Raw genomic sequence first — 21,606 nt, 5'->3', positions numbered from 1 at the left:
CAATCCAGATCATCAACGACAGGCCGGACACCAGGAAAGCGAGAACCAGCATCATCGGCACGCCTCCTGCCGGGCGCCGGCATGGGCAAATTCAATAGGGGTCAGGAACAAAACACCCGAAACCGCACGGGCGGTCGGGCAAAACGCGTAAGAATCGACGGTCATCGAATGGCCTTGAAATGAGCGCGACGCCAGGCAGCCGGAGCGGCTGCCCGCGAAACCGCATAGTTTACTGGGTTCCGCGCGCGCCAGCGCCGACGCGGCTCTCCCGCAAATGCAACACGCCAATCACAGCACCAGAGCAAGGACTTCCCGATAGAGTTAAAATGCGCGATTAATTCGGGGTTCCGGGGCCTGGCCGGCCGGTTCGTTCCTGCCTTCATAACATCAAGCCGGGGCGAGCGAGCGAGTGCCAGCTCCTCGAACCCCGGCGTCTGTCGTCGGAGTTCGCTCACTTATGCGAGCCATCCTTGCCCAGCCCCGCGGCTTTTGTGCGGGGGTTGTCCGTGCGATCGAGATCGTCGACCGCGCGCTGCAACAGCACGGTGCGCCGGTCTATGTGCGTCATGAGATCGTGCATAACCGGCATGTCGTCGAAAACCTGCGTAATAAAGGGGCGCGATTCGTTGAGGAACTCGACGAGGTGCCCCACGGTGCTGTCGCGATCTTCAGCGCGCACGGTGTCGCCCAGACGGTCGAGCGCGACGCGGAAACGCGCGGGCTCGACGTGCTCGACGCCACCTGCCCGCTCGTCACGAAAGTGCACGTGCAGGGCCGCCAGTATGTCGCGGCGGGCCGCCGGCTGATCCTGATCGGCCATGCGGGCCACCCGGAAGTCGAGGGTACGATCGGCCAGATTCCGGCCGAGGTGATCCTCGTGCAGAGCGAAGCCGAAGTCGATACGCTGACGCTGCCCGTCGACACGCCGGTCGCGTACATTACGCAGACCACGCTGTCGGTCGACGATACGCGCGGCATCATCGAAGCGCTGCAGCGCCGGTTCACCGACCTCGTCGGCCCGGACACGCGCGACATCTGCTACGCGACGCAAAATCGCCAGGCCGCCGTGCGCGAGCTGAGCGAACAGGTTGATGTACTGCTCGTCGTCGGTGCGACGAACAGCTCGAACTCGAACCGTCTGCGCGAGATCGGCACCGAAAGCGGTGTGCCGAGCTACCTCGTCGCCGACGGTTCAGAAGTAAAGGCCGAATGGTTCGCGAATGCGAAGACCGTTGGGCTGACCGCCGGGGCGTCCGCGCCCGAGGAGATGGTCGAAGATGTAATCGGCGCGTTGCGCGCGCTGGGTCCCGTCGACGTCACGACGATGGCGGGCCGTGAGGAAAAGGTCGAATTCAAGCTGCCGGCGAAGCTCACGCAAGCTGTCGCCCGCGAAGTTTAAGGAGGACATCTCTTGTCTATTCCGCTGCTCCAGCAAGTCCGCGTCGGCGCGTACATCACGCGCCAACACCTGTCCGGCAACAAACGCTATCCGCTCGCGCTGATGCTCGAGCCGCTGTTCCGCTGCAACCTCGCGTGCAACGGCTGCGGCAAGATCGATTACCCGGATCCCATCCTGAACCAGCGCCTGTCCGTCCAGGAATGCCTGGAAGCGGTCGACGAGTGCGGCGCACCGATCGTGTCGATCGCAGGCGGCGAGCCGCTGCTGCACAAGGAAATGCCGGAAATCGTCCGCGGCATCATGAAGCGCAAGAAGTTCGTCTACCTCTGCACGAACGCGCTGCTGATGGAAAAGAAGATGGACGACTACCAGCCGAGCCCGTACTTCGTCTGGTCGGTCCACCTCGACGGTGACCAGCAGGCGCACGACCACTCGGTATCGCAGGAAGGCGTGTACGACAAGGCGGTCGCGGCCATCAAGGAAGCGAAGCGCCGCGGCTTCCGCGTGAACATCAACTGCACGCTGTTCAACGATGCCGTGCCGGAACGCGTCGCGAAGTTCTTCGATACGCTGGGGCCGATCGGCGTCGACGGCATCACCGTGTCGCCGGGCTACGCGTACGAGCGCGCACCGGATCAGCAGCACTTCCTGAACCGCGACAAGACGAAGAACCTGTTCCGCGAGATCCTGAAGCGCGGCGATGGCGGCAAGCGCTGGTCGTTCAGCCAGTCGTCGCTGTTCCTCGACTTCCTGGCCGGCAACCAGACCTACAAGTGCACGCCGTGGGGCAACCCGGCGCGTACCGTGTTCGGCTGGCAGAAGCCGTGCTATCTGGTCGGCGAAGGTTACGTGAAGACCTTCAAGGAACTGATGGAAGACACGAACTGGGACAACTACGGCGTCGGCAACTACGAGAAGTGCGCGGACTGCATGGTCCACTGCGGCTTCGAAGCGACCGCCGTGATGGACACGATGGCGCATCCGCTGAAGGCGTTCGCCGTGAGCCGCAAGGGCATCAAGACCGACGGCCCGTTCGCACCGGACATTCCGATCGACAAGCAGCGCCCGGCCGAGTACGTGTTCTCGCGCCACGTCGAGATCAAGCTCGAGGAAATCCAGCGCGCCGGCAAGGGCAAGCTGCAAAAGCCGGCGAAGCCGGCCGCCGCAGCCTAAGCGCGTTTCGCCACGCGGGGGCCATGCCTCCGCGCCAGCGGGAAAAAAAGAAGCGCCACGGAGTCCGCTCCGTGGCGCTTTTGTTTTGGGCCGCGGTTTCGAGTCGCGCTCCGCCGTCACCGTATTGAGTGCCGCGACAGCCACGCATGCGTTGAATCAACGCGACTGTGTCGGCCATGCCGGTGCGGCCGGCCCTGTCTCCTCCACTCTCCCTGCGAAACCGGTGCGACGCTACGCGGCCAGCGATTCGGCCGCGTGCTCGCGCATCTTCTCCGCCGCGCTCGCGACGAGCGCCGGCTGGCCGCTCGACGCGAACGTGCAGACATGCTCCCACAGCTCGGCCAGCCGATGCCGCGTGAGCGTCGTGACGCACGCGTCGTTCGCCGCGAGCACATGCTCGAGCACCGCGCATTCGTCGTCGCGCAGCGTCCATGCGCCGCTTTGCGCCGCGCGCGCCACGCCCGCATCGAGCGCACGCTCCGCGTCGACGCACACGTCGATGTCCGCGTCAGCGCTCACCGCGTCGTCGAGCGCCAGGAACACCAGATAGACGCTCGTGCGCAAGCGCATCAGCAGCGCCTCGTTGCCATGCCCGCCACGCAGCGCGACGAGCGCCATGTGGCATTTCAGCGAGATGTCGCGCGCGTGCACGGGCGGCAGCGGCAGCAGCCACTCGCGAGTCAGCGGCACGTGGCGACGGTGCTTACGGTTGCCCTTCATGATGGGCTCCCGTTGGCGGGCGCGTCGCTCGCCTCGAAAGCCGGCCAACCGCTGCGGCACCCAACGACGTCGCGGCGCGCATGGTGCGGGTGCTTCGCACGACGCCGCGCGCCGTGCCCATCATTCCGCCGCTGCGTCGCTCGCGCGTCCGGTAGCCGGCGTGGCGCCGACGCGCGCACGACGCCGGCAAATCGGATCGTGCAAGCCATGCTCGTCTCCCGCATCAGAACGTGTTCTCGCCCTTCAGGTAGTACGCGGTCTTCACGAAGAACGCCTTGACCGGATGGCCGCCCTGCGCATCGCGCGAGGCGCGGGCCTCCATCTCGGCCCGCTCTTCGCGCGACCGGTCCGGCACCGGATTGCGGACACGTTCGAGCGCACGCTGCATCGCGAGCGGATAGTTCTGGTTGCCGGCCGACGTCGCGCGATAGCCGGCGCGCGTCATCTGCATCAGTTGTGCGTTGGTCTCGGCACGCGCCGCCGACCAGTTCAGCTGTGCCGCATACGGCGCGCCATCGAGAGCAGCCGACTGCGCAAAGCTGACGGTGGGCAGCGCAACGAGTGCGCAGGAAAGTACAGCAACGGGAACGAGGGATCGCATAGTGGCCTCCAGGTGGTTGTCCCCGCATCGATCGTGTTCGACGATGCGTTGAAACCATCGTATGTCGCGCCGCATTCCGCTTGAATAGCCGAATCTGCAATTGATATTTTCGGCTTCGGAATTCGGTGCGCAAACCGCGTCATGCGCGAATCCCGCCAAATCGGAATTTCTTTAATTCATTCAACGCCCTGATCGCCATTGTTCAGACGATCCGAAGCGACGCACACAGCGCTTTTTCAATTTCCGAAATGACGTGTTGCCGGTGCGATCTTGGCCGGCGTACCTGCGACAAGGCTTCCGGCGTGATATCGCGCGTGCGGATACCTCGAGCTCCGGCTTCCTCGAATCGAACGGTTCTTGTGATTCAGGACAAATCATCGCGCCCGGATTACCGGATAGCGACACGACACACACAGCAAGGACGCGCGATAATCACGCATCGGCCGTTTCGCACGGCACCTCATGCATTCCCATTTTTATCGAGTCCTTTCATGGCTGCCCTCGACACCACCGCCATCGACAGTTGGCACGCGCACGTCTATTTCGATGCAGCCAGCCGCGACGCGGCCTGGGCGTTTCGCCAGGTCGTCGACGAACGGTTCGGCGCAGTCATCGAACTCGGCCGCTTTCACGAGCGCCTCGTCGGCCCGCACCCGGCCTGGTCGTACCAGATCGCGTTCGACGCCGCGCGATTCGACGACATCGTGCCGTGGCTCGTGCTGAACCACGGCGCGCTCGACATCTTCCTGCATCCGAATACGAACGACGAACTGCGCGATCATCGCGATTGCGCGGTGTGGATCGGGAAGTCGTATGGGCTGAATCTCGACGCGCTGGCGGGATAACAGCCGGCACGCGGCCGCCTGCGCCGCGGCGACATCCACGTTTCGGGTTGACGTGAAACGTCCCGAGGCGGCACGCCCCTACAGTGGGTTCCGTTATCGATGATCACGGGAACCCGCCATGACGCACGCCGACGCCGATGCCCGGCACATTTATGAAGGCTGGCACGCGGCCGTCGTCGCGCGCGACGTCGATGCGCTGATGGCGCTGTATGCCGACGACGCGGTGCTCGAAACGCCGCTGATCGTCGTCACGCTGCCCGATCACGGCTCCGGCGTGCTGCACGGCAAGGCCGCGATCGGCGCGTTCTTCGCGGCAGGCCTGCGCAATCCGGGCAACCGGCTCGGGTGCTGGTACCGCACCGGGCTGTTCTTCTCGAACGGCCGCCAGCTCACGTGGGAATATCCGCGCGCTACGCCGGACGGCGACCAGGTCGATCTCGTCGAGGTGATGGATCTGCGCGACGGGCTGATCGCGCATCATCGCGTGTACTGGGGATGGGTCGGCTTTCTCGCGCTGCGAGCTGCCACGCCGGCGACGGACCGCGCATGACGGCCGCCGCGCCGAATCGCGCCACGGCCCGCCGCGTGCTCGCCGCGACCTGCGTGAGCTACACGCTCGTGTTGCTCGACGCGTCCATCGTCAACGTCGCGCTCATCGACATCGCCCATACGTTCGGCAGCCACGTGGCCGGCCTGCAGTGGATCGTGAACGCGTACACGCTCGCGTTCGCGAGCCTGCTGATGACGGGCGGCACGCTCGGCGACCGGCTCGGCGATCGCACCGTCTATGTCGCAGGGCTCGCGGTATTCGTTGCCGCGTCGGCGCTGTGCGGCGTCGCGCCGAACCTTCCGGCGCTCGCGATCGCCCGCGCGTTGCAAGGTGTCGGCAGCGCGATGCTGGTGCCCTGCTCGCTCGCGCTGCTCAATCGCGCATTCCCCGAACCGGCCGCGCGCGCGTCGGCGATCAGCCTGTGGATGGGCTGCGGCGGCATCGCGATGGCGTCGGGACCGCTGATCGGCGGCCTGCTGATCCATCTGCTCGGGTGGCGCAGCCTCTTCTTCGTGAACCTGCCGCTCGGGCTTGCCGGCATCTGGCTCGGCCGCACGATCGCGCGCGCCGCCGTCGTCGACGCGTCGCGGCATTTCGACTGGGGCGGCCAGGCCGCGGCCATCGTCGCGATCGCTGCGCTGATCGGCACGCTGATCGAAGGGCCGTCGCTCGGCTGGCGCTCGGCGCCGATCGTCGGTGGTGCGATAACGAGCGTCGTCGCGTGGATCGCGTTCGTCGCGATCGAAGCGCGCCGCTGCGAGCCGATGCTGCCGCTCGCGTTCTTCCGCAATCGGCTGTTCGCCGGCTCGACGTTCGTATCGATGGCGTCGGCGTTCGTGTTCTACGGCCTGCTGTTCGTGCTCAGCCTGTTCTATCGGCAGATCCGCGGCGCGAGCCCGCTCGACACGGGGCTCGCGTTCCTGCCGATGACCGCGATGGTCGCGCTCGGCGGGCTGTGTTCGGGCAGGCTGGTTGCGCGCTTCGGTTCGCGCGGCACGATGTGCGCGGCGTTCGCACTCTATGCGGCCGGCGCGCTCGGCATGACGGGCATCGGTGCCACGACACCCGCATGGCTGGCCGTCGCGCCGATGCTCGCGATCGGCTTCGCATCGGGATTCATCTCGCCGGCCGCGACGTCGCCGGCGCTCGGGACGGTCGACCGGCGCCGCGCCGGCGTGGCGGCAGCCGCGCTGAACGCGGCGCGACAGAGTGGATCGGCGCTCGGTGTGGCGATTTTCGGTGCGTGCATCGCGACGCTGCAGCCGTTTCCGGCGGCGATGCGGGTAGCGCTGGTCATGGCGATCGCCTTGTCGGCGCTCGCCGCGGTCACGTGGTGGATAACGACGCGATCGGCACCGGCAACCGACGAAACGGCTCCGCACCTGCAGGCCACCACGCGCCGTTAGCGCATGCGGCAGCCGACGCGCCACCTGCCCGTCGTCATCGGCTCAACGCCGCCTTCCGCTCACGCGACATACATCGCGACACTGACGAACTGGCACAGGCTCCCGGCCAGCACGAACAGATGCCAGATGCCGTGCCCGTGGCGGATGCGTTCATCGTTGATGAAGAAGTAGATGCCCGCACTGTAGATCAGGCCGCCGGCCACGAGCCACGCGGTACCGACCGGCGGCAGCGCATGGATCAGCGGACGCACCGCGACGAGTGCGAGCCAGCCCATCGCCACGTACAGGATCATCGACAGCAGGCGCGTGCGCCGCCCGAGTGTCAGTTCCTGCACGATGCCGAACACGGCCAGCCCCCAGCTCACGCCGAACAGCGACCAGCCCCACGGGCCGCGCAGCGTGACCAGCGTGAACGGCGTGTAGCTGCCGGCGATCAGCAGGTAGATCGCCGAGTGGTCGCACTTCTGCAGGATTGCTTTCAGGCGCGGATTGCGGACGCTGTGGTACAGCGTCGAGATTGCGTAGAGCAGGATCAGCATCGCGCCGTACACGCTAAAGCTCACCACCTTGTACGGATCGCCTTCGAGCGCGCCCATCGTCACGAGCGCCACGAGACCGACCACCGACAGCACCGCGCCGACGAGATGGGAAATGCTGTTGAAACGCTCACCGACATGCACGACGTGTTCTCCTGCGGGTCCATCGGGAATAATGAACCCTATGATACCGGCCGCCGGCCGTTGCCGCGCTGCGCGCCGGCAAACGGCGCGGCGATTCCCGCCGCATGCGCGCCGCCGGCCCGCCAAAGAAAAAGCGCCGCGAAATCCTTCGCGGCGCTTCCCTGTCGATCACCGAACCGCTGTAGCGGTACGGCTCAACAGCACTTCCCCGCCCCCGACCCGTACCGCGCATTCTGACGTTCGCGGAAGAATTCCTCGTACGTCATCGGCTCGCGGTCCGGATGGGTCGCGCGCATGTGCGCGACGTAGGTGTCGTAGTCGGGCAGGCCGACCATCAGCCGCAACGCCTGCCCGAGGTAACGCCCCGCGCTGCGCAGGTCGCTGCCAAGATCGCTGAACATCGCGGCCTCCCCTTAGCGTCCGCTGCCGAGCGCCTGCGCGGCCGGCATCGCTTCGTACGGCGTTTCGCGCACGGTCGGCTTCGACTCGCGGCGCGCGCGCAGCACGGCGATCACACCGTACACCGCGATCGCCACGACGACGAAGATGAACAGCCCGGCCAGCGCCGCATCGATGTAGTCGTTGAAGATGATCCGCTGCATCTGCGCGATCGACTTCGCCGGCGCGAGCACCTTGCCTTCGTCCACCGCGGCCTGCAGCTTCGCGGCGTGCGCGAGGAAGCTGACCTTCGGGTTCGCATCGAAAATCTTCTGCCAGCCGGCGGTCAGCGTGCAGATCAGCAGCCACACGGTCGGCACGATCGTCACCCACGCATAGCGCTCGCGCTTCATCTTGAACAGCACGACGGTGCCGAGCACCAGCGCGATCGCAGCAAGCATCTGGTTCGAGATGCCGAACAGCGGCCACAGCGTGTTGATGCCACCGAGCGGATCGACCACGCCCTGGTACAGGAAGTAGCCCCACGCGGCCACGCACAGCGCGGTGGCGACCAGGTTCGCGGGCAGCGACTCGGTGCGCTTGAGCGCCGGGTGGAACGTGCCGAGCAGGTCCTGCAGCATGAAGCGGCCCGCGCGCGTGCCGGCGTCGACGGCCGTCAGGATGAACAGCGCTTCGAACAGGATCGCGAAGTGATACCAGAACGCCATCATCGCTTCGCCGCCGATCACCTGGTGCAGGATGTGCGCCATGCCGACGGCCAGCGTCGGTGCGCCGCCTGCACGCGCGATGATCGTCGTTTCACCGACGGCCTTCGCGGTCTGCGTCAGCATGTCGGGCGTCAGCACGAAGCCCCATTGCGTGACGGTGTTGGCTACCGCTTCCGGCGTCGTGCCGAGCACGGCGGCCGGTGCGTTCATCGCGAAGTAGATGCCCGGCTCGATCACGCTCGCGGCGACCAGCGCCATGATCGCGACGAACGATTCCATCAGCATCGCGCCGTAACCGATGAAGCGCGCGTTGGTTTCGTTGTCGATCAGCTTCGGCGTCGTGCCCGACGAGATCAGCGCGTGGAAACCCGACACCGCGCCGCACGCGATCGTGATGAACAGGAACGGGAACAGGCCGCCCGACCACACCGGGCCCGTGCCGTCGACGAACTTCGTCAGCGCGGGCATCTTCAGTTCCGGCGCGACGACCAGGATGCCGATTGCGAGGCCGAGGATCGTCCCGATCTTCAGGAAGGTCGACAGGTAGTCGCGCGGCGCGAGCAGCAGCCACACCGGCAGCACCGATGCGACGAAACCGTAGCCGATCAGGATCCACGTGAGCTGCGTGCCCGTGAACGTGAACCACGCGGCGAGCGTCGGCGAATCGTGCACGTGCTGGCCGAACGCGATCGACGCCATCAGCAGCACGAAGCCGATGATCGACACTTCGCCGATACGGCCCGGACGGATGTAGCGCGTGTAGACGCCCATGAACAGCGCGATCGGGATCGTCGCGGCGACGGTGAACGTGCCCCACGGCGAATTGGTCAGCGCCTTCACGACGATCAGCGCGAGCACCGCGAGAATGATCACCATGATCAGGAACGCGCCGAACAGCGCGATCACGCCGGGCACCGTGCCGAGCTCCATCTTGACGAGATCGCCGAGCGAGCGGCCGTCGCGGCGCGTCGAGATGAACAGCACGATGAAGTCCTGCACCGCGCCGGCGAACACGACGCCGGCCAGGATCCACAGCATGCCGGGCATGTAGCCCATCTGCGCGGCGAGCACGGGCCCGACGAGCGGGCCGGCGCCGGCGATCGCGGCGAAGTGATGGCCGAACAGCACGTACTTGTTGGTCGGCACGTAGTCGAGGCCGTCGTTGTACTTGACGGCCGGCGTCATCCGCAGCCCGTCGAGCTGCATCACCTTGCTGGCGATGAAACGGCTGTAGAAGCGATACGCGATCAGATACACGCAGACTGCGGCGATCACGATCCAGAGGGCACTGACGCGCTCGCCATGTGCGAGTGCGATCGTGCCGAACGAGAACGCGCCGAGCAGCGCGACTGCGATCCAGAGCAGGGTACTGGAAGCCCGATTCATGGCGTCTCCTGGTCTCCAATGTGGTTTTAGATGGCATGCGGCGAGGATGCCGCACACGTGTGACGTCGATGCGTCGTGCCACGGCCTCGCAACGGCCGCGACGATGGGCCGTAGTATTCCGTGCGACGGGGGCGGCTTACAAGCGGATAACTACGTATGTGGAACTACGTAAAATTACGTAGATGCCCGGCGCATTCGCGATATCGGGCGGCGATTGATCGCGAACGGCGAGCCACGTACAGTGTTCGCCTGCCTCCCTTCCGGAACCGCCATGCCGATCGGATTTCAGAAAATGCACGCGAACGGCGACGACTTCGCGATCGTCGACCTGCGCGGCACCGCGCACGCGATTGACGGCCACCTCGCCCGGCAAATGGGCGACCGGAAGCGCGGCATCGGCTTCAACCAGCTCGCGGTCGTGTCGGACTGCGACGACGCGGCGGCCCGCGTCGCGTTCTGGAATGCCGACGGCTCGCCGCTCGACACCTGCGGCAGCGCGACGCGCGGCGTCGCCTGGCAACTGATGCGGGAAACCGGCATGACGTCGCTCGTGTTGCGGACTCCCCGCGGGTATCTCGAGTGCGCGACGGAGGCGGACGGCCTGATCACCGTCGAGATGGGCCTGCCGCTCACCGGCTGGCGCGACGTGCCGCTCGCGGAGGCACTCGACACCCTCGCGCTGCCGCTGCCCGGCGCACCGGCCGCCTGCAACATGGGCAATCCGCATTGCACGTTCTTCGTCGACGATCTCCGCACGATCGATGTCGCGGCGCGCGGCCCGGCCATCGAAACACATCCGCTGTTTCCGCAGAAAACCAACGTGCATTTCGTTCAGGTCATCGATCGCACGCATATTCGCCTGCGCATCTGGGAGCGCGGCGGCGGCGTGCCGCTCGGTTCGGGATCGTGTTCGTGCGGCGCGGTCGTCAACGGTATCCGGCGCGGACTGCTGGATGCGTCGGTGCGCGTCGAATGCGACGGCGGCGACGTGACGGTGCATTGGGATGGTACCGGCAGTGTGCGCCTGAGCGGGCCGGTCACGTTCGGGTTCAGCGGAAACTGGCTGGGCGAGCCAGTGCCCGCGGCCTGAGTGTCCGGACCGACACGCGAGCCTCTTGCGCGAGCAGTCGGCCGGACCAGGCCCGACGCGTTGCGCGCCGGGCCGTGCAAATCAGTGCGTGCTCAGTGCTTGTCGTCGACCTTCTTCGGCTTCGGCGGCGACGGCACCTTCGCGTACTGGAACGCAGGCGTCGCCTTCAACGCGTCCTTCGTCGCGCCCGGCAGGTAGATGTTGCCGTTGCGCACGTCGAGCGACGCGATCGGCACCGCGACGTCGTGCGCGGCCACGCCGAGGAAGCCGCCGGCCGATACGATCGCCGCCGACACCGAGCCGTCCGGTGCGACGATCAGGTCGCGCACGGTGCCGACCTTCTGGTTCGTGTCGTTGTAGACGGCCTTGCCGAGCACGCTCTTCTTCACGCTCCAGCCTTCGAGCAGCGCCTGCGATTGCTCGACGGTCACGCTGATCGGCTGTGCGCCGGCGATCTGCGCGTGCGCGCTGACGCTCGATGCGAGGACGGTTGCTGCGATGAGGGTCTTGTAGAAAGCCATGCTGTTATGTACTCCGGTTCGGTTGTTGTTGATTCCGGGAGCGAAGCGACGCGGGTGCAACGGCTGATCGGTGGGCACCCCGCGCTTCGTCGTTGGCAGGGCAGCCGGCCGCGCCACCTCTGCGTGTGCGCGCGGCGAACCGGCATGGCCGAAGCTCAACGTGCAACACGGCTTTCATGGTAGCGGCATTCACCGGATCGTGCGTTCAAGGTGCGGCATCATCGACGCGGAGGATCGAACGAAGATCAACGACCGTGCGGATAGTCGGTGTGCTTGGCACGGAAGCCGACACCACAGCATCGGAATCAGGAGGTCCGGCCTTCGTCGATCATCTTGCGGGAAGCAAAGAGCTCGGCATCGCTGCGGATACCGAGCTTGCGAAATGCCGATTGCTTTTGCGCACTGATCGTCTTGCGGCTGCGGGAGAACTTCGAGGCGATGTCCGACACGGACATGCCGGCGAGAAAGCAGCGCAGCACCTCGTGCTCGCGCGGGCTGAGGCCCAGGTCACCGGACGAAACCGACTCGGGCGACAGCGTGCCGTCGCCGCTCGCCGCCTTCGTGTCGGCGATGCGCGGGTCGGGCGTTGCGCTCGATTCCATCCGCGCGGCCAGTTCGGCGCTGATGTACGGACGCCCGTTTGCCACGACACGGATGGCATGCGCAAGCTCGCCGAGATCTTCGCTCTTGCCGAAGAAGCCGAGCGCCCCCGCGCGCATCGTCATGTTCACGGTCGCCGGCGTATCGCTGCTCGACATCATCAGGATCCGGCATTCCGGGAAGCGTGTATTGATGAGCTTGACGAGATTGAGGCCGTCGATCTCGCCGGGACCGAGCGTGTAGTCGAGTAGCACGACATCGGCGTGATTCGTCTCGAGCCAGCGGATCAAATCGCGCGACTTGGCGAAACTCGCCGCCACCTCGATCCCGTTCTTCTCCGTCAGGTAACTGGCGATCCCGTGCTGGACGACGGCGTGGTCGTCGAGGATCGCAACCCGGATCGGCTGGTGCTCTGGCCTCATTGTTACCCCTTTCCCTGTTGTGGAACGGCGGCGAACGGTCGAATCCGCTCTTGTCGTGGTATGCCGTTCATGGTTATCTCGATTAGCTTACCGACTTTCCGGATAATTTTTAACCCTTTCAGCCAAGCCAGACGGATGTTGGCGGCCATGCTGCGGCGGTGCCGTCGGCAGCCCGGCATCGACGGGATGCCGCGCATGTCGCATACGTCCGTCACGCGGCTTTGCACGATTCGCCGATCGTCGCGTTGCGTTGCGTTTCCACAACGCGCCACCTAAGATGACGGCCTTGCTGTCCGGTGTTGCCTGCGATCATCACGACGTTCGGCATGAACTGCGAGCCGTCCTGTCGCGGCCCGCCCAACAACCTGGTGGAACCACGTGAGCAAGGGGAATGTGAAACGACGCGCCGTCCTCGCGGGTGTGCTCGTCTGGCTGATGCCCACATTTGGATGGGCGAGCAACGAGCCGCAATTCACCGCCGAAGAGAAGGCGTGGATTGCCGCGCATCCGGTGGTGCGAACACGTATCGATTCGAATTGGCGCCCGTTCGAATTTCGTGAGCGCGGGAAAATCAATGGTGTCGTGCCGTCGTATCTCGACGCCGTTTCACGTGCCAGCGGGCTGCGCTTCGAATACGTCGATATCCCATGGGCCGGCTCGTACGACGCACTGATGTCCGGGAAGATCGACATGGTGCCCGACGTGTCGAAGACTTCCGATATATCGCGGTACCGCAACGGCGCCATCGTCGGTCAACCGTACTTCGTCGGCACGATGTTCGTCGTGGCATCGGAGCGCCTGAACCAGTTCGTCGCTTTCCGAAACCTGGCTGGCCGACGAATCGCGATCAAGGGGAACGGTGGACTCGAATACGCGATTCGGCAAAGCGGCCTACCCATGACCTTGCTGACGTATGACGACGAGCGCGACGCGCTCGCGGCTGTCGCGAACGGCAGCGCCGACGTCGCCATCGGTCCTGACATGTCGATTCTGCCGCTGCTCCGCCGCCAGTTCGAGGGCGAACTGTTCGTCTCGGGCGGCCTGCCTGACCGCCCGTACGCGCTGGCCATGGCGACCCGCAGCGATACGCCGCTGCTCGCATCGATTCTCGACAAATCCCTGGCAGCAATTCCGGCACGCTCGAGCGAGCAGATTCCGCGCCAGTGGATCGAATCAGCCGATTACGGCAAGCCAACGCTCCAATCAATTCTCTACTATCACCGCTGGCAAGCCACCGCGGCCGGCGCGACCTTGCTTGCGCTGGCCGCGATCGCATTCGTTTCGTGGCGGGCACGCGTCGCGGCGATCCGCAGCGAGCGGGACAAGGCGATGTTTCTCGCTTTCATCAGCCACGAGATTCGTACGCCCATGCATACGATCCTGTCGTCGCTGGAACTGCTGCAGCGCTCCAAACTGGCACCGAAACAGGCCGGCCGTGCCGATGCCGCCATCGCTGCATCGGAATCGCTGCTGACACTGCTCGACGACATACTCGAATACTCCCGGCTCGAATCGCGCAACGTCACACTCGCGCCCGAGCCCACGCATATCGCGCCATGGGCGCGGCGCAGCGTCGACATGGTGCGCTGGCGGATCGACGAGAAAGGCCTGAACCTCAAACTCGAGCTCGCTTGCCCCGCCGATCTGCATCTGCCGATCGATCCGGTACGCACACGGCAGATCGTGCTGAATTTGCTCGTCAACGCGATCAAGTTCACGTCGGCAGGCTCGATCACGTTGCGCGTCGACTATCTCGACAACAAACCGAAGCAGGCGGGCTCGCTCGTGATCGAGGTCCGCGATACCGGAATCGGCATCCCGCCCGAGCGCCAGCGCCGCATTTTCGATCCCTACCAGCGCGTCGAACAGCCGGGAAGCCGCCGCGTAAGCGGCAGCGGACTGGGCTTGTCGATCTGCCGCGAGCTGGTCAGCCTGATGCGCGGCGCGATTACCGTCAGCAGCAGTCCCGACAAAGGCACGGTCTTCACGGTGATTCTGCCGGTACCACGTACCGCGCCAATCGCAACGCCGGACACGATTGCATACGCCTCCGGCCCCGCATTCGTGCCGCCAGCGGCCGAAACCGAGCAGGCAGGGCGCGACGCAACGCCACGCACCGACACGGGGCCGATGATTCTCGTCGTAGACGACCACGAGGCCGTTCAACATGCGGTCCAGCATCAGCTCGAGGCACTCGCGTACCGCTCGACCTTTGCCGGCAACGGCGAGCAGGCGCTCGAGGCGTTCGAGCACACGCGTTACGGTATGGTGCTGCTCGACTGCGACCTGCCCGACCTCGACGGCTACACCGTCGCGCAGCGCATGCGCGCCAGCGAACAGCGGCGCCGGCAGCCGCGCACACCCATCATCGCCATCTCCGCCTCGACAGACGATGCGCATCGCGCCCGCTGCTTCGACAGCGGGATGGATGGCGTGCTCGGCAAACCGCTGCGACTCGACGTGCTGCACCAGATGCTCGATCTGTGGTGTCCGACCGACGACGATACGAATGAGACCGTGCAGCCCGCTCAGGCGCTGCCTGCGTCAACGCAGGACTTTCGCGCAATCTACCGACGAAGCGTCGATGCGGATCTGGCTGCGCTTGGCGCCGCCCTGTCGTCGGACGATGCGGCTGCGGCACGTCATGCGGCACATCGGATCAAAGGCGCCGCGGCGATTGCCGGGCACGCCGAGACGAGTGTGCTGGCAGCAGAACTGGAACAGCAACTGCACGCCGTGTCCGACGGAATTTCATCGGACATCCATGCGCTCCATCGTGCGTTGTTGAACCGTCATCGCACCGACACGGACACGACAGGCAGCGCGAGCGCATAGACCGGAGGACCTCCGGCACCGACGACGCCCTGGCCCACCGCCGCAGAAACGTCGACGCTCGACCATGCACGCGCGCCCCTGCGGGCGACACGGGCTCGCCTCGCGCGTCGAAGCCGGCTCGCGACGGCGTCATTCCACCGACGATGCGTCGGCGCCGACATCCGCGTACCCCGGACACCACATCGCGATCATCTGTCTCAGCGCCTCGAGCCGCAGCGGCTTGCCGAGCACGCCATCCATCCCGCTATCGAAGCAGCGCATCTTGTGTGCATCGCCGGTGACGGCCGAGATCGCGACGATCGGAACATGCCGGAGCTGCCGCGCGGCTTCGTCCTGCCGAATCATGCGTGCAAGCGCATAACCGTCGATGTCCGGCAGATTGCAATCGAGCAGCACCAAGTCCACGCATCCGTCCGCGAGCCGCCGCAGCGCCGCCTCGCCCGTCCCCTCCGCCAGCCCGATGCAGCCCAGTTCCTCGCACTGATCCAGCAATGCGGCCCGAACCGCTTCATGGTCGTCGACGATCAGGATCCGCGACGCCTCTCGGCACGCCCGCGCGTCCGGTGCGGCTCCCTGCGCGGGAACCGGAGCGGGGACGGAAGGCAGCGGCACAAGCCCGCCCTCCGCCGCAAAGACCGGCAACTGCACCGTGAAAACCGTCTCCACGTGCGGCACGCTGTCGACGGTGATCGTGCCGCGCATCAGCGTGACGAGCTCGCTGCAGATCGCGAGTCCGAGCCCGCTGCCTTCGACACTCTGTTGCGCGGACCGACCCGCCTGCCAGTACGCATCGAAAACATGTCCGATGCGATCCGGCGCGATACCGATGCCGCTATCGCGCACTTCGAAGCGCAGCACGCCACTGCGCCCGTGGCGCGTGGCCACATAGCGGACACGCAGCGCGACGACCCCGGCCGGCGTGAAATTGATCGCGTTGACGAGCAGATTCAGCACGATCTGGCGCACGCGCACGGGATCGATGACGACACATAACGACGGTGGACCCGAAACATCGAGTGTCAACGCAAGCGCCTTTCGCTCGGCACGCCAACGCACCATGTCGACGGCTTGTCTGGCCCACGACGCGAGTTCGACTGTCTGCAGCGACAGCGTGACCTTGCGCGACTCGAGGCGCGAGTATTCAAGGATATCGTCGAGCAGCGTCAACAGCGTCCCGGAAGCCGATACGGCCGCCTCCACGCGGCCGGCCTGCTGTACGGAAAGCCGCGAGCGCTGCAGGAATTCGAGCGACGACAGGACAGTCTGCATCGGCGTGCGAATCTCATGGCTGACGAACGCGAGGAACATCGCCTTGTCGCGCTTGCTGCGGATGGCGGCCGCGCGCGATTTCCACGACAGGTAGGCGAGCAGCGCGAACGCGAGCAGCGCCACGGCAATCGCGAACACCACCGGCGCACGATAATGCACGATCGAGCGGATCGTCGGTTTGCCGTAGTCACCCAGTTCGATCGCATCCCGCGTAATTCCGGCCGTCTCGCTGACGGGAATGGCCGCGAGCGACTTGTCGATGATCGATGCAAGAATCGGCAGGTCGGAGCGTGTGAGCATCGCGAGCGACACCGGGCGGTCGGCCAGCATGCCGGACATGTAAAGCTGGCCGGTGAATTGCCGGCGCATGATGGGCAGGATCGTAACGTCGACGCCGAGCGCGGCGTCGGCTTCGCCGTTGGCGACCGCACCGAGCGCGAGTTCTTCGGAGTCGAACGTCAGCACGTCGAGCGGCACGCCGCTGTGACGGACGAAGTACTCGACCGCGCCGCGCCCCTTGATTGCAACGCGGCGGTCCTTGAGCCGTTGCAGGCCGAAGATCATTGCGGAATTGTTGCGCGTCACGACGGTCAGCCGCCCGACCAGATACGGCGAACTGATCAGCGCGCCGACGCCGATACGGTCCGGCACCAGCTCGCGCCACACACCGGGCAGCAGATCGACCCTGTCGGCGGCGAGCGCCTCGTACGCATGGCCCCATTCCGTGCCCGGCACGGTCCGGAACGTAAGCCCGGTCATCTTCGAGATCGCGTTCAGGTAGCCGGCGACGAGCCCTGCATGCCCGCCGTTGCGCATGTACTCGATCGGGTGCCAGTTCGCCTCGACCGCGATATGGACGACCGGATGCGCGCGCATCCATCCAAGCTCCTCGTCGGTGAAGGTAGGCTTCCAGCAGGCGGTCGCGGCGCTCGCGCCGACCGATGCGCCGAGCAGCACGACGATCCATGCGCGAAGGAGCCCGAGCCAGATCAGGCGATACCCGAAGAACTTTGCTTCCATGATCGCCCTAGAGACTCGCCGACGACGGCGTGAAGGTGATCGTCAGCTTGTTGCTGTACTTGCCCGGTCGCTTCCAGACCGACTGGAATTCGGGTGTCTCGAGCGTCAGCGGCGTCGGCGTGCAGACGACCGGCACCGAGATGCCCGGCAGCGAGACCGAGCGGCCGGCGCTGTTGTTCACGCCCTGCAGCCGCACGGTTTCGTTGTTCGGCAGCACGATCTTCTTGCCTGCATACGTCAGGCTCGCGGTGTAGTCGACGCGCGACTCATAGGCGCCGCTCTTGTCCGAGGCGAGCAGGACAGAATACTGGCCCTTGTCGCGGCGGTCGATCGTGAGGCCGTCGCTCGCCGACACGTCGAACCACGTGCTCTGCGAGTTGTAGCCGTCGTACAGGCACATGTCGACGTTCGACGTGCCCGCCATCCGGCTGCCGTTCGGCAGCTTGCGCAGCTTGAGGTCGACGGTGGGCGTTGCGTTCGTGAACTCCGGCAGATAGACCTGGATGTTGTTCTTGTCGGTCGTATTCAGCTTGATCGCCGCCCGGAATGTGGCAAGCGTCGACACATTGCTGGCGCCCCACAATCTCAGGTTCAGCCGGAGGTTGGCCTTCCAGGTTCCACCGGACGGCAGTTTCTTGAGCTCCTCCGCTGGAATCTTGACGAAGAGGCTGCGACCGTCCCACGTAATGGAATTGGTCGGGCAATTGGCCACGGTAGCCGACTGCGCCATATGAACAGGCGTTCGCGCGATCGATGTGACTTCCGGGCTCGCTTTGCCGTTGCAATCCACGTGCCTGAGGTACGCGCTCTCTCCTTGAAGCGTCAGCACGGCCTTTGCACCGGTCTGTTGCTCGGTGAACGAAAGCCGGATGTCAGTCGAATTGCCCGCCGCAACCCATATCGGCTCCGTTGGGCACGCACCGTCCGCCGTGGCAGTGGCCGATTGGCACGTCCACGAATTTCGCCCCCATTTTTCCGGTTCGGCCGTGTCGTAGCCTCCCGACGCATTGCTGAATACCATCACGTCCCCCAGCGGCGCGCCACGATCCAACGTGGCCTCCACCGTCTCGTTGCGGTCCGCAGGCAGTTTCATGGCTGCCGCCGCATCAAGCGAGAGCACGCCCAGCGCGGCTGCCAGGACAATTGCCCGGCAGCTAATTCGACTGATTTGAATCATTTGAATGGCTGTTCCCTTATGTTCTCGACATCGCCAACGGCAGCGTGCGGCAATGGCCGGCTACCGTCGTGCCTGCTACCGGGCCGTACCGGCCACGCCCTCCGTCCGCTCGCGCATCGACATCACGTATCGGTGCTGCAGCAGCTTCTGTACGCGGGCCTGCTTGCGCAGCGCATCCGGCAGCGCGTCGGGGCCGGCCACATCGCAGCGCACCTTGCCGACCATCATCAGCACGTCCTGCCGGCGCTTCACGTGCAGCGGGCAACGCATCAGCGTCGGGCCATCCACGACAAACAATTCGTTTTCCTTATGGTCAAGTTCGGCAATAAATCCACCCTGGCTGTCGATCGGCGACATCGCGCCGTTGAGAATCACGCTGTCCGACAGCGGCATGCCGCGCGCCGAGAATGCCTGGCCGACATAGGTGTACGTCACTTTCGCATCGACGTCGCGCAGCGCAAGCTGCCCCGGTACCATGAACAGCGTGCGCTTGCCGAGCCCCTCGGTCACGCTCGTCGCGCCGGCGGACGCCCGCGCACCCGCGTCGCTCACTTCGGTCGTCACGGGCGTGAACGCGGACACCGGCAGCAACGCGCGCTGCCCGAACCCGACCTTGATTTTCGTGCTCGACGCGCTGCTCACCTCGGCCGCCATGCCGCTCGCATCGGCACGCTTGCCGACCCTGACGGCGAAGCCCGCGAGCGGGTCCGACTGCGACGCGGACGCGCCCAGGAACACGCCCTGCCGGGCGACCGCGAACGACGACGCATAGCTCGCCGTCACCGACGGCTGGTTGCCGCCGCTGTCGCGGCTGTAGCTGTTCGCGACGGCACCGGCGACATCGCCGTAGCGCCCCTTCCAGCGGCCCTGCACGGTGCCCGTCAGGCTGTCGGCGCCATAGCCCGACAGGCCGAGCGCGAGTTCCCGATAGGTATCGCCCTGCCAGTTCCAGTTGCGGTCGAGCGTGTAGTTCGTCGTCGTGCTGTTGCGATCCGTGCGCACATCGACGCCCGCCGACGTATAGGCAGACGCGCGTCCCGCCTGCATCGCGGGTTCGGCCATCGACAGCGTCACGCCGACGTAGCCGCCGTACTCGCTGCCGGCGCCCGTGTTGCGGTTCGCATACGCGCCGACGCGCAGGTTCGCGCTGACCTTGCGCCATGTCACGGACCGCGACAACGCAACCTGGAGCGCGCGCGACACCTGGTCGCCCTGACGGACGACGGGTGTTGCCCACGGACGGTCCGACGTATCGACCGACTGGTATAGCGACCGCCCGACGCTCTTGTTGTACGTGTAGCCGAGCATCGCCGACCAGTTTCCGAGCGGAAACGACACGCTCGCGTTCAGCATGTCGTAGCAGCCGACGTCGCGATAGGACACCGCCGGGCCGCTGCACGCCGCGCCGCGCATCTGGTAGCGATACACGCTCCACGACACGCCGTCCGCAAATGAAATCTGCTGCGTGTTGCCGCGCGAACCGTCGTTCCCGATGAAGAACGAACCGCCGGCGGAAAGTACACCCAGCGGGAACGCGTGGCGCCACTCGAGCGCCGTTTCGCTGTATACGTGCCGGCCGACGGTCGCGACGCCGCTCGTCAGCGCCATCTCGCGCAACAGCGGAATCCGCACGCCGGCCGCCGCGGCCACACCGTCCGGCGCGCCCTGGTCGGCCGCGCGGCCGGCCTGCGCGAACCATTGCCGCGTGCGTGAATTGATGCCACCGCCGGTCTTCGTGAACGGCGTCGTCTGCGTGCGCACTTGCATGCCGTTCTCGAAAATGCGCAACGTCAGCGGATACGTGCCTTCGGGAAAGCGCGACGTATCGAGCGCATTGACGCCGGCCTTCATGTAGAACGTGCCCAGCAGCTCGTTCCCGCGGTACGCGTCGATGCGCGAATCGCGCGGCAACAGCAGCGTGACCGGCGTGCCTTGTTCCGCGACTTCGGGGTTCACATAAGCCAGCGTCGTGCCGACGCGCACGCCGTCGAGCGTGCCGACCGGCAGCATCGTGAACCCGAAGTTGCCCCCGAGCGCGCTCGCGAGGTTGCGGTTGTCCATTCGACCGGCCTGCGCGTAATGCTGCGCGCCGATATCGTGGCGGTAGTACAGGTCCTGCAACTGGACGTGGCTGTCCGATGCGCTCGAATAGCTCGTATGGGTAAAGTTCCAGTTCCCGCCGATGAAACTCTTCGGCGTGATGCCGAGCGCGCCCGTGCCGGACACGGACAAGCTTTCGTATCCGCGCCCGCCCGACAGGTTGATCGTCTGTTGATGGATCAGCGCGTTTTCCGTCATCGACGACGGCTCGCGAAAGCGCTGATCGCGCTGTTCGGTGCTCAACCAGGCGCGCGACAGGAACAGCTCGATGTTGCCGTCGCTTTCGTCGTAGATCACGGCCGCGCTGTCCGTGTCGACATACCCGCAGCCGTTCACGCCGGCCTGTCCGGCACACGCGAGGTTGCCGTTGCGCGCCATCGACTTCGACAGCGCATCGCCGATCAGCGATACATTCGCCGTCGGATCGATTTGCGAGCCGAGCATCTGGACCAGGCGCTCGGGATCCTCGAAGCGTACGGTTTCCGGTGTCACGAATACCCGGATCAGGCCGAGCGGCTTGCCGAGGAAATTGACGTTGATGCGCTCTTCGTGTCCCGTCACGATGTCCTCGAATCCCGGCGGCACGGCCGAGGCGGCGTGTGCGGGGGACACGAGGTCCATCACACACAAAGCGCTCAGGCACGCGACAACGGTCTTCTTGAGATCGAATGGAATCATGCGGGAATATGGAAGAATTGCGAAGGAC

Annotated in this window: 17 protein-coding genes; 7 read left to right on the top strand and 10 right to left on the bottom strand. The window is 65.6% G+C overall.

Annotated features, from left to right (window positions below):
* The first annotated feature begins 457 nt into the window (after positions 1-457).
* Together ispH and hpnH are read left to right on the top strand one after the other, a co-directional pair.
* A complete protein-coding gene (ispH, locus tag JYJ84_RS04535) occupies positions 458-1,399 on the top strand; it encodes a 4-hydroxy-3-methylbut-2-enyl diphosphate reductase (protein ID WP_205183078.1) in 942 nt (313 codons plus the stop codon).
* Between the two features lie 12 nt (positions 1,400-1,411).
* Positions 1,412-2,572, top strand: coding sequence for an adenosyl-hopene transferase HpnH (gene hpnH / locus JYJ84_RS04530; protein ID WP_122948288.1), 1,161 nt, complete (start codon positions 1,412-1,414; stop codon positions 2,570-2,572).
* Between the two features lie 231 nt (positions 2,573-2,803).
* On the opposite strand, the gene JYJ84_RS04525 is transcribed toward hpnH, so the two are convergent.
* Both JYJ84_RS04525 and JYJ84_RS04520 read right to left on the bottom strand, forming a co-directional pair.
* Positions 2,804-3,292 (bottom strand): hypothetical protein, encoded by a 489-nt coding sequence (locus tag JYJ84_RS04525; protein ID WP_122948289.1) that lies wholly within the window; start codon positions 3,290-3,292, stop codon positions 2,804-2,806.
* 223 nt (positions 3,293-3,515) lie between these two features.
* Positions 3,516-3,893 carry a hypothetical protein gene (locus JYJ84_RS04520; RefSeq protein WP_122948290.1) on the bottom strand — a complete coding sequence of 126 codons (378 nt, stop codon included), beginning with the start codon at positions 3,891-3,893 and terminating at the stop codon, positions 3,516-3,518.
* A gap of 491 nt (positions 3,894-4,384) precedes the next feature.
* Here JYJ84_RS04520 and JYJ84_RS04515 point away from each other — a divergent pair, with 491 nt between their 5' ends.
* The 3 genes from JYJ84_RS04515 to JYJ84_RS04505 all read left to right on the top strand — a co-directional run bounded on the left by JYJ84_RS04515 (position 4,385) and on the right by JYJ84_RS04505 (position 6,694).
* Positions 4,385-4,738, top strand: coding sequence for a DOPA 4,5-dioxygenase family protein (locus JYJ84_RS04515; RefSeq protein WP_122948291.1), 354 nt, complete (start codon positions 4,385-4,387; stop codon positions 4,736-4,738).
* A gap of 118 nt (positions 4,739-4,856) precedes the next feature.
* Positions 4,857-5,288: a nuclear transport factor 2 family protein gene (locus JYJ84_RS04510; RefSeq protein WP_122948292.1), complete on the top strand. Its 432-nt coding sequence runs from the start codon at positions 4,857-4,859 to the stop codon at positions 5,286-5,288.
* Positions 5,285-6,694 carry an MFS transporter gene (locus tag JYJ84_RS04505; RefSeq protein WP_175222732.1) on the top strand — a complete coding sequence of 470 codons (1,410 nt, stop codon included), beginning with the start codon at positions 5,285-5,287 and terminating at the stop codon, positions 6,692-6,694. The genes JYJ84_RS04510 and JYJ84_RS04505 overlap by 4 nt, the downstream gene beginning before the upstream one ends.
* A 59-nt stretch (positions 6,695-6,753) precedes the next feature.
* Here the strand turns inward: JYJ84_RS04505 and JYJ84_RS04500 are convergent, their stop codons facing one another.
* From JYJ84_RS04500 to JYJ84_RS04490, 3 genes are all read right to left on the bottom strand, one after another.
* Complete coding sequence (locus JYJ84_RS04500) at positions 6,754-7,374, bottom strand: hemolysin III family protein (RefSeq protein WP_039349524.1); 621 nt, start codon at positions 7,372-7,374, stop codon at positions 6,754-6,756.
* Between the two features lie 194 nt (positions 7,375-7,568).
* Complete coding sequence (locus tag JYJ84_RS04495; protein ID WP_011353713.1) at positions 7,569-7,775, bottom strand: YbdD/YjiX family protein; 207 nt, start codon at positions 7,773-7,775, stop codon at positions 7,569-7,571.
* 12 nt (positions 7,776-7,787) lie between these two features.
* Entirely contained in the window at positions 7,788-9,866 is a 2,079-nt protein-coding gene (locus tag JYJ84_RS04490) for a carbon starvation CstA family protein (RefSeq protein WP_122948294.1), read from the bottom strand.
* 271 nt (positions 9,867-10,137) lie between these two features.
* Here JYJ84_RS04490 and dapF point away from each other — a divergent pair, with 271 nt between their 5' ends.
* Positions 10,138-10,956: a diaminopimelate epimerase gene (gene dapF, locus JYJ84_RS04485; RefSeq protein ID WP_175222731.1), complete on the top strand. Its 819-nt coding sequence runs from the start codon at positions 10,138-10,140 to the stop codon at positions 10,954-10,956.
* A gap of 92 nt (positions 10,957-11,048) precedes the next feature.
* On the opposite strand, the gene JYJ84_RS04480 is transcribed toward dapF, so the two are convergent.
* Positions 11,049-11,477: a PRC-barrel domain-containing protein gene (locus tag JYJ84_RS04480; protein ID WP_122949654.1), complete on the bottom strand. Its 429-nt coding sequence runs from the start codon at positions 11,475-11,477 to the stop codon at positions 11,049-11,051.
* A 305-nt stretch (positions 11,478-11,782) separates the two neighbouring features.
* Positions 11,783-12,499: a cable pilus system response regulator transcription factor CblR gene (gene cblR / locus JYJ84_RS04475; RefSeq protein WP_122948296.1), complete on the bottom strand. Its 717-nt coding sequence runs from the start codon at positions 12,497-12,499 to the stop codon at positions 11,783-11,785.
* A gap of 435 nt (positions 12,500-12,934) precedes the next feature.
* Between cblR and JYJ84_RS04470 the strand changes: the two genes are divergently transcribed.
* A complete protein-coding gene (locus JYJ84_RS04470) occupies positions 12,935-15,334 on the top strand; it encodes an ATP-binding protein (RefSeq protein WP_122949655.1) in 2,400 nt (799 codons plus the stop codon).
* A 129-nt stretch (positions 15,335-15,463) separates the two neighbouring features.
* Here the strand turns inward: JYJ84_RS04470 and JYJ84_RS04465 are convergent, their stop codons facing one another.
* The 3 genes from JYJ84_RS04465 to cblC all read right to left on the bottom strand — a co-directional run bounded on the left by JYJ84_RS04465 (position 15,464) and on the right by cblC (position 21,578).
* A complete protein-coding gene (locus JYJ84_RS04465) occupies positions 15,464-17,623 on the bottom strand; it encodes an ATP-binding protein (protein WP_122948297.1) in 2,160 nt (719 codons plus the stop codon).
* A 7-nt stretch (positions 17,624-17,630) separates the two neighbouring features.
* On the bottom strand, positions 17,631-18,716 hold the full coding sequence (locus JYJ84_RS04460) for a CfaE/CblD family pilus tip adhesin (protein WP_275890704.1): 1,086 nt from the start codon (positions 18,714-18,716) through the stop codon (positions 17,631-17,633).
* Between the two features lie 159 nt (positions 18,717-18,875).
* Entirely contained in the window at positions 18,876-21,578 is a 2,703-nt protein-coding gene (gene cblC / locus JYJ84_RS04455) for a cable pilus usher protein CblC (RefSeq protein WP_175222729.1), read from the bottom strand.
* Positions 21,579-21,606: the final 28 nt, after the last annotated feature.

This window comes from Burkholderia sp. LMG 13014 (genome assembly GCF_905232215.1).
Lineage (GTDB): Bacteria > Pseudomonadota > Gammaproteobacteria > Burkholderiales > Burkholderiaceae > Burkholderia.
Note: the sequence above shows the minus strand (reverse complement) of the source record. Positions and strands in the feature narration are given on the sequence as shown.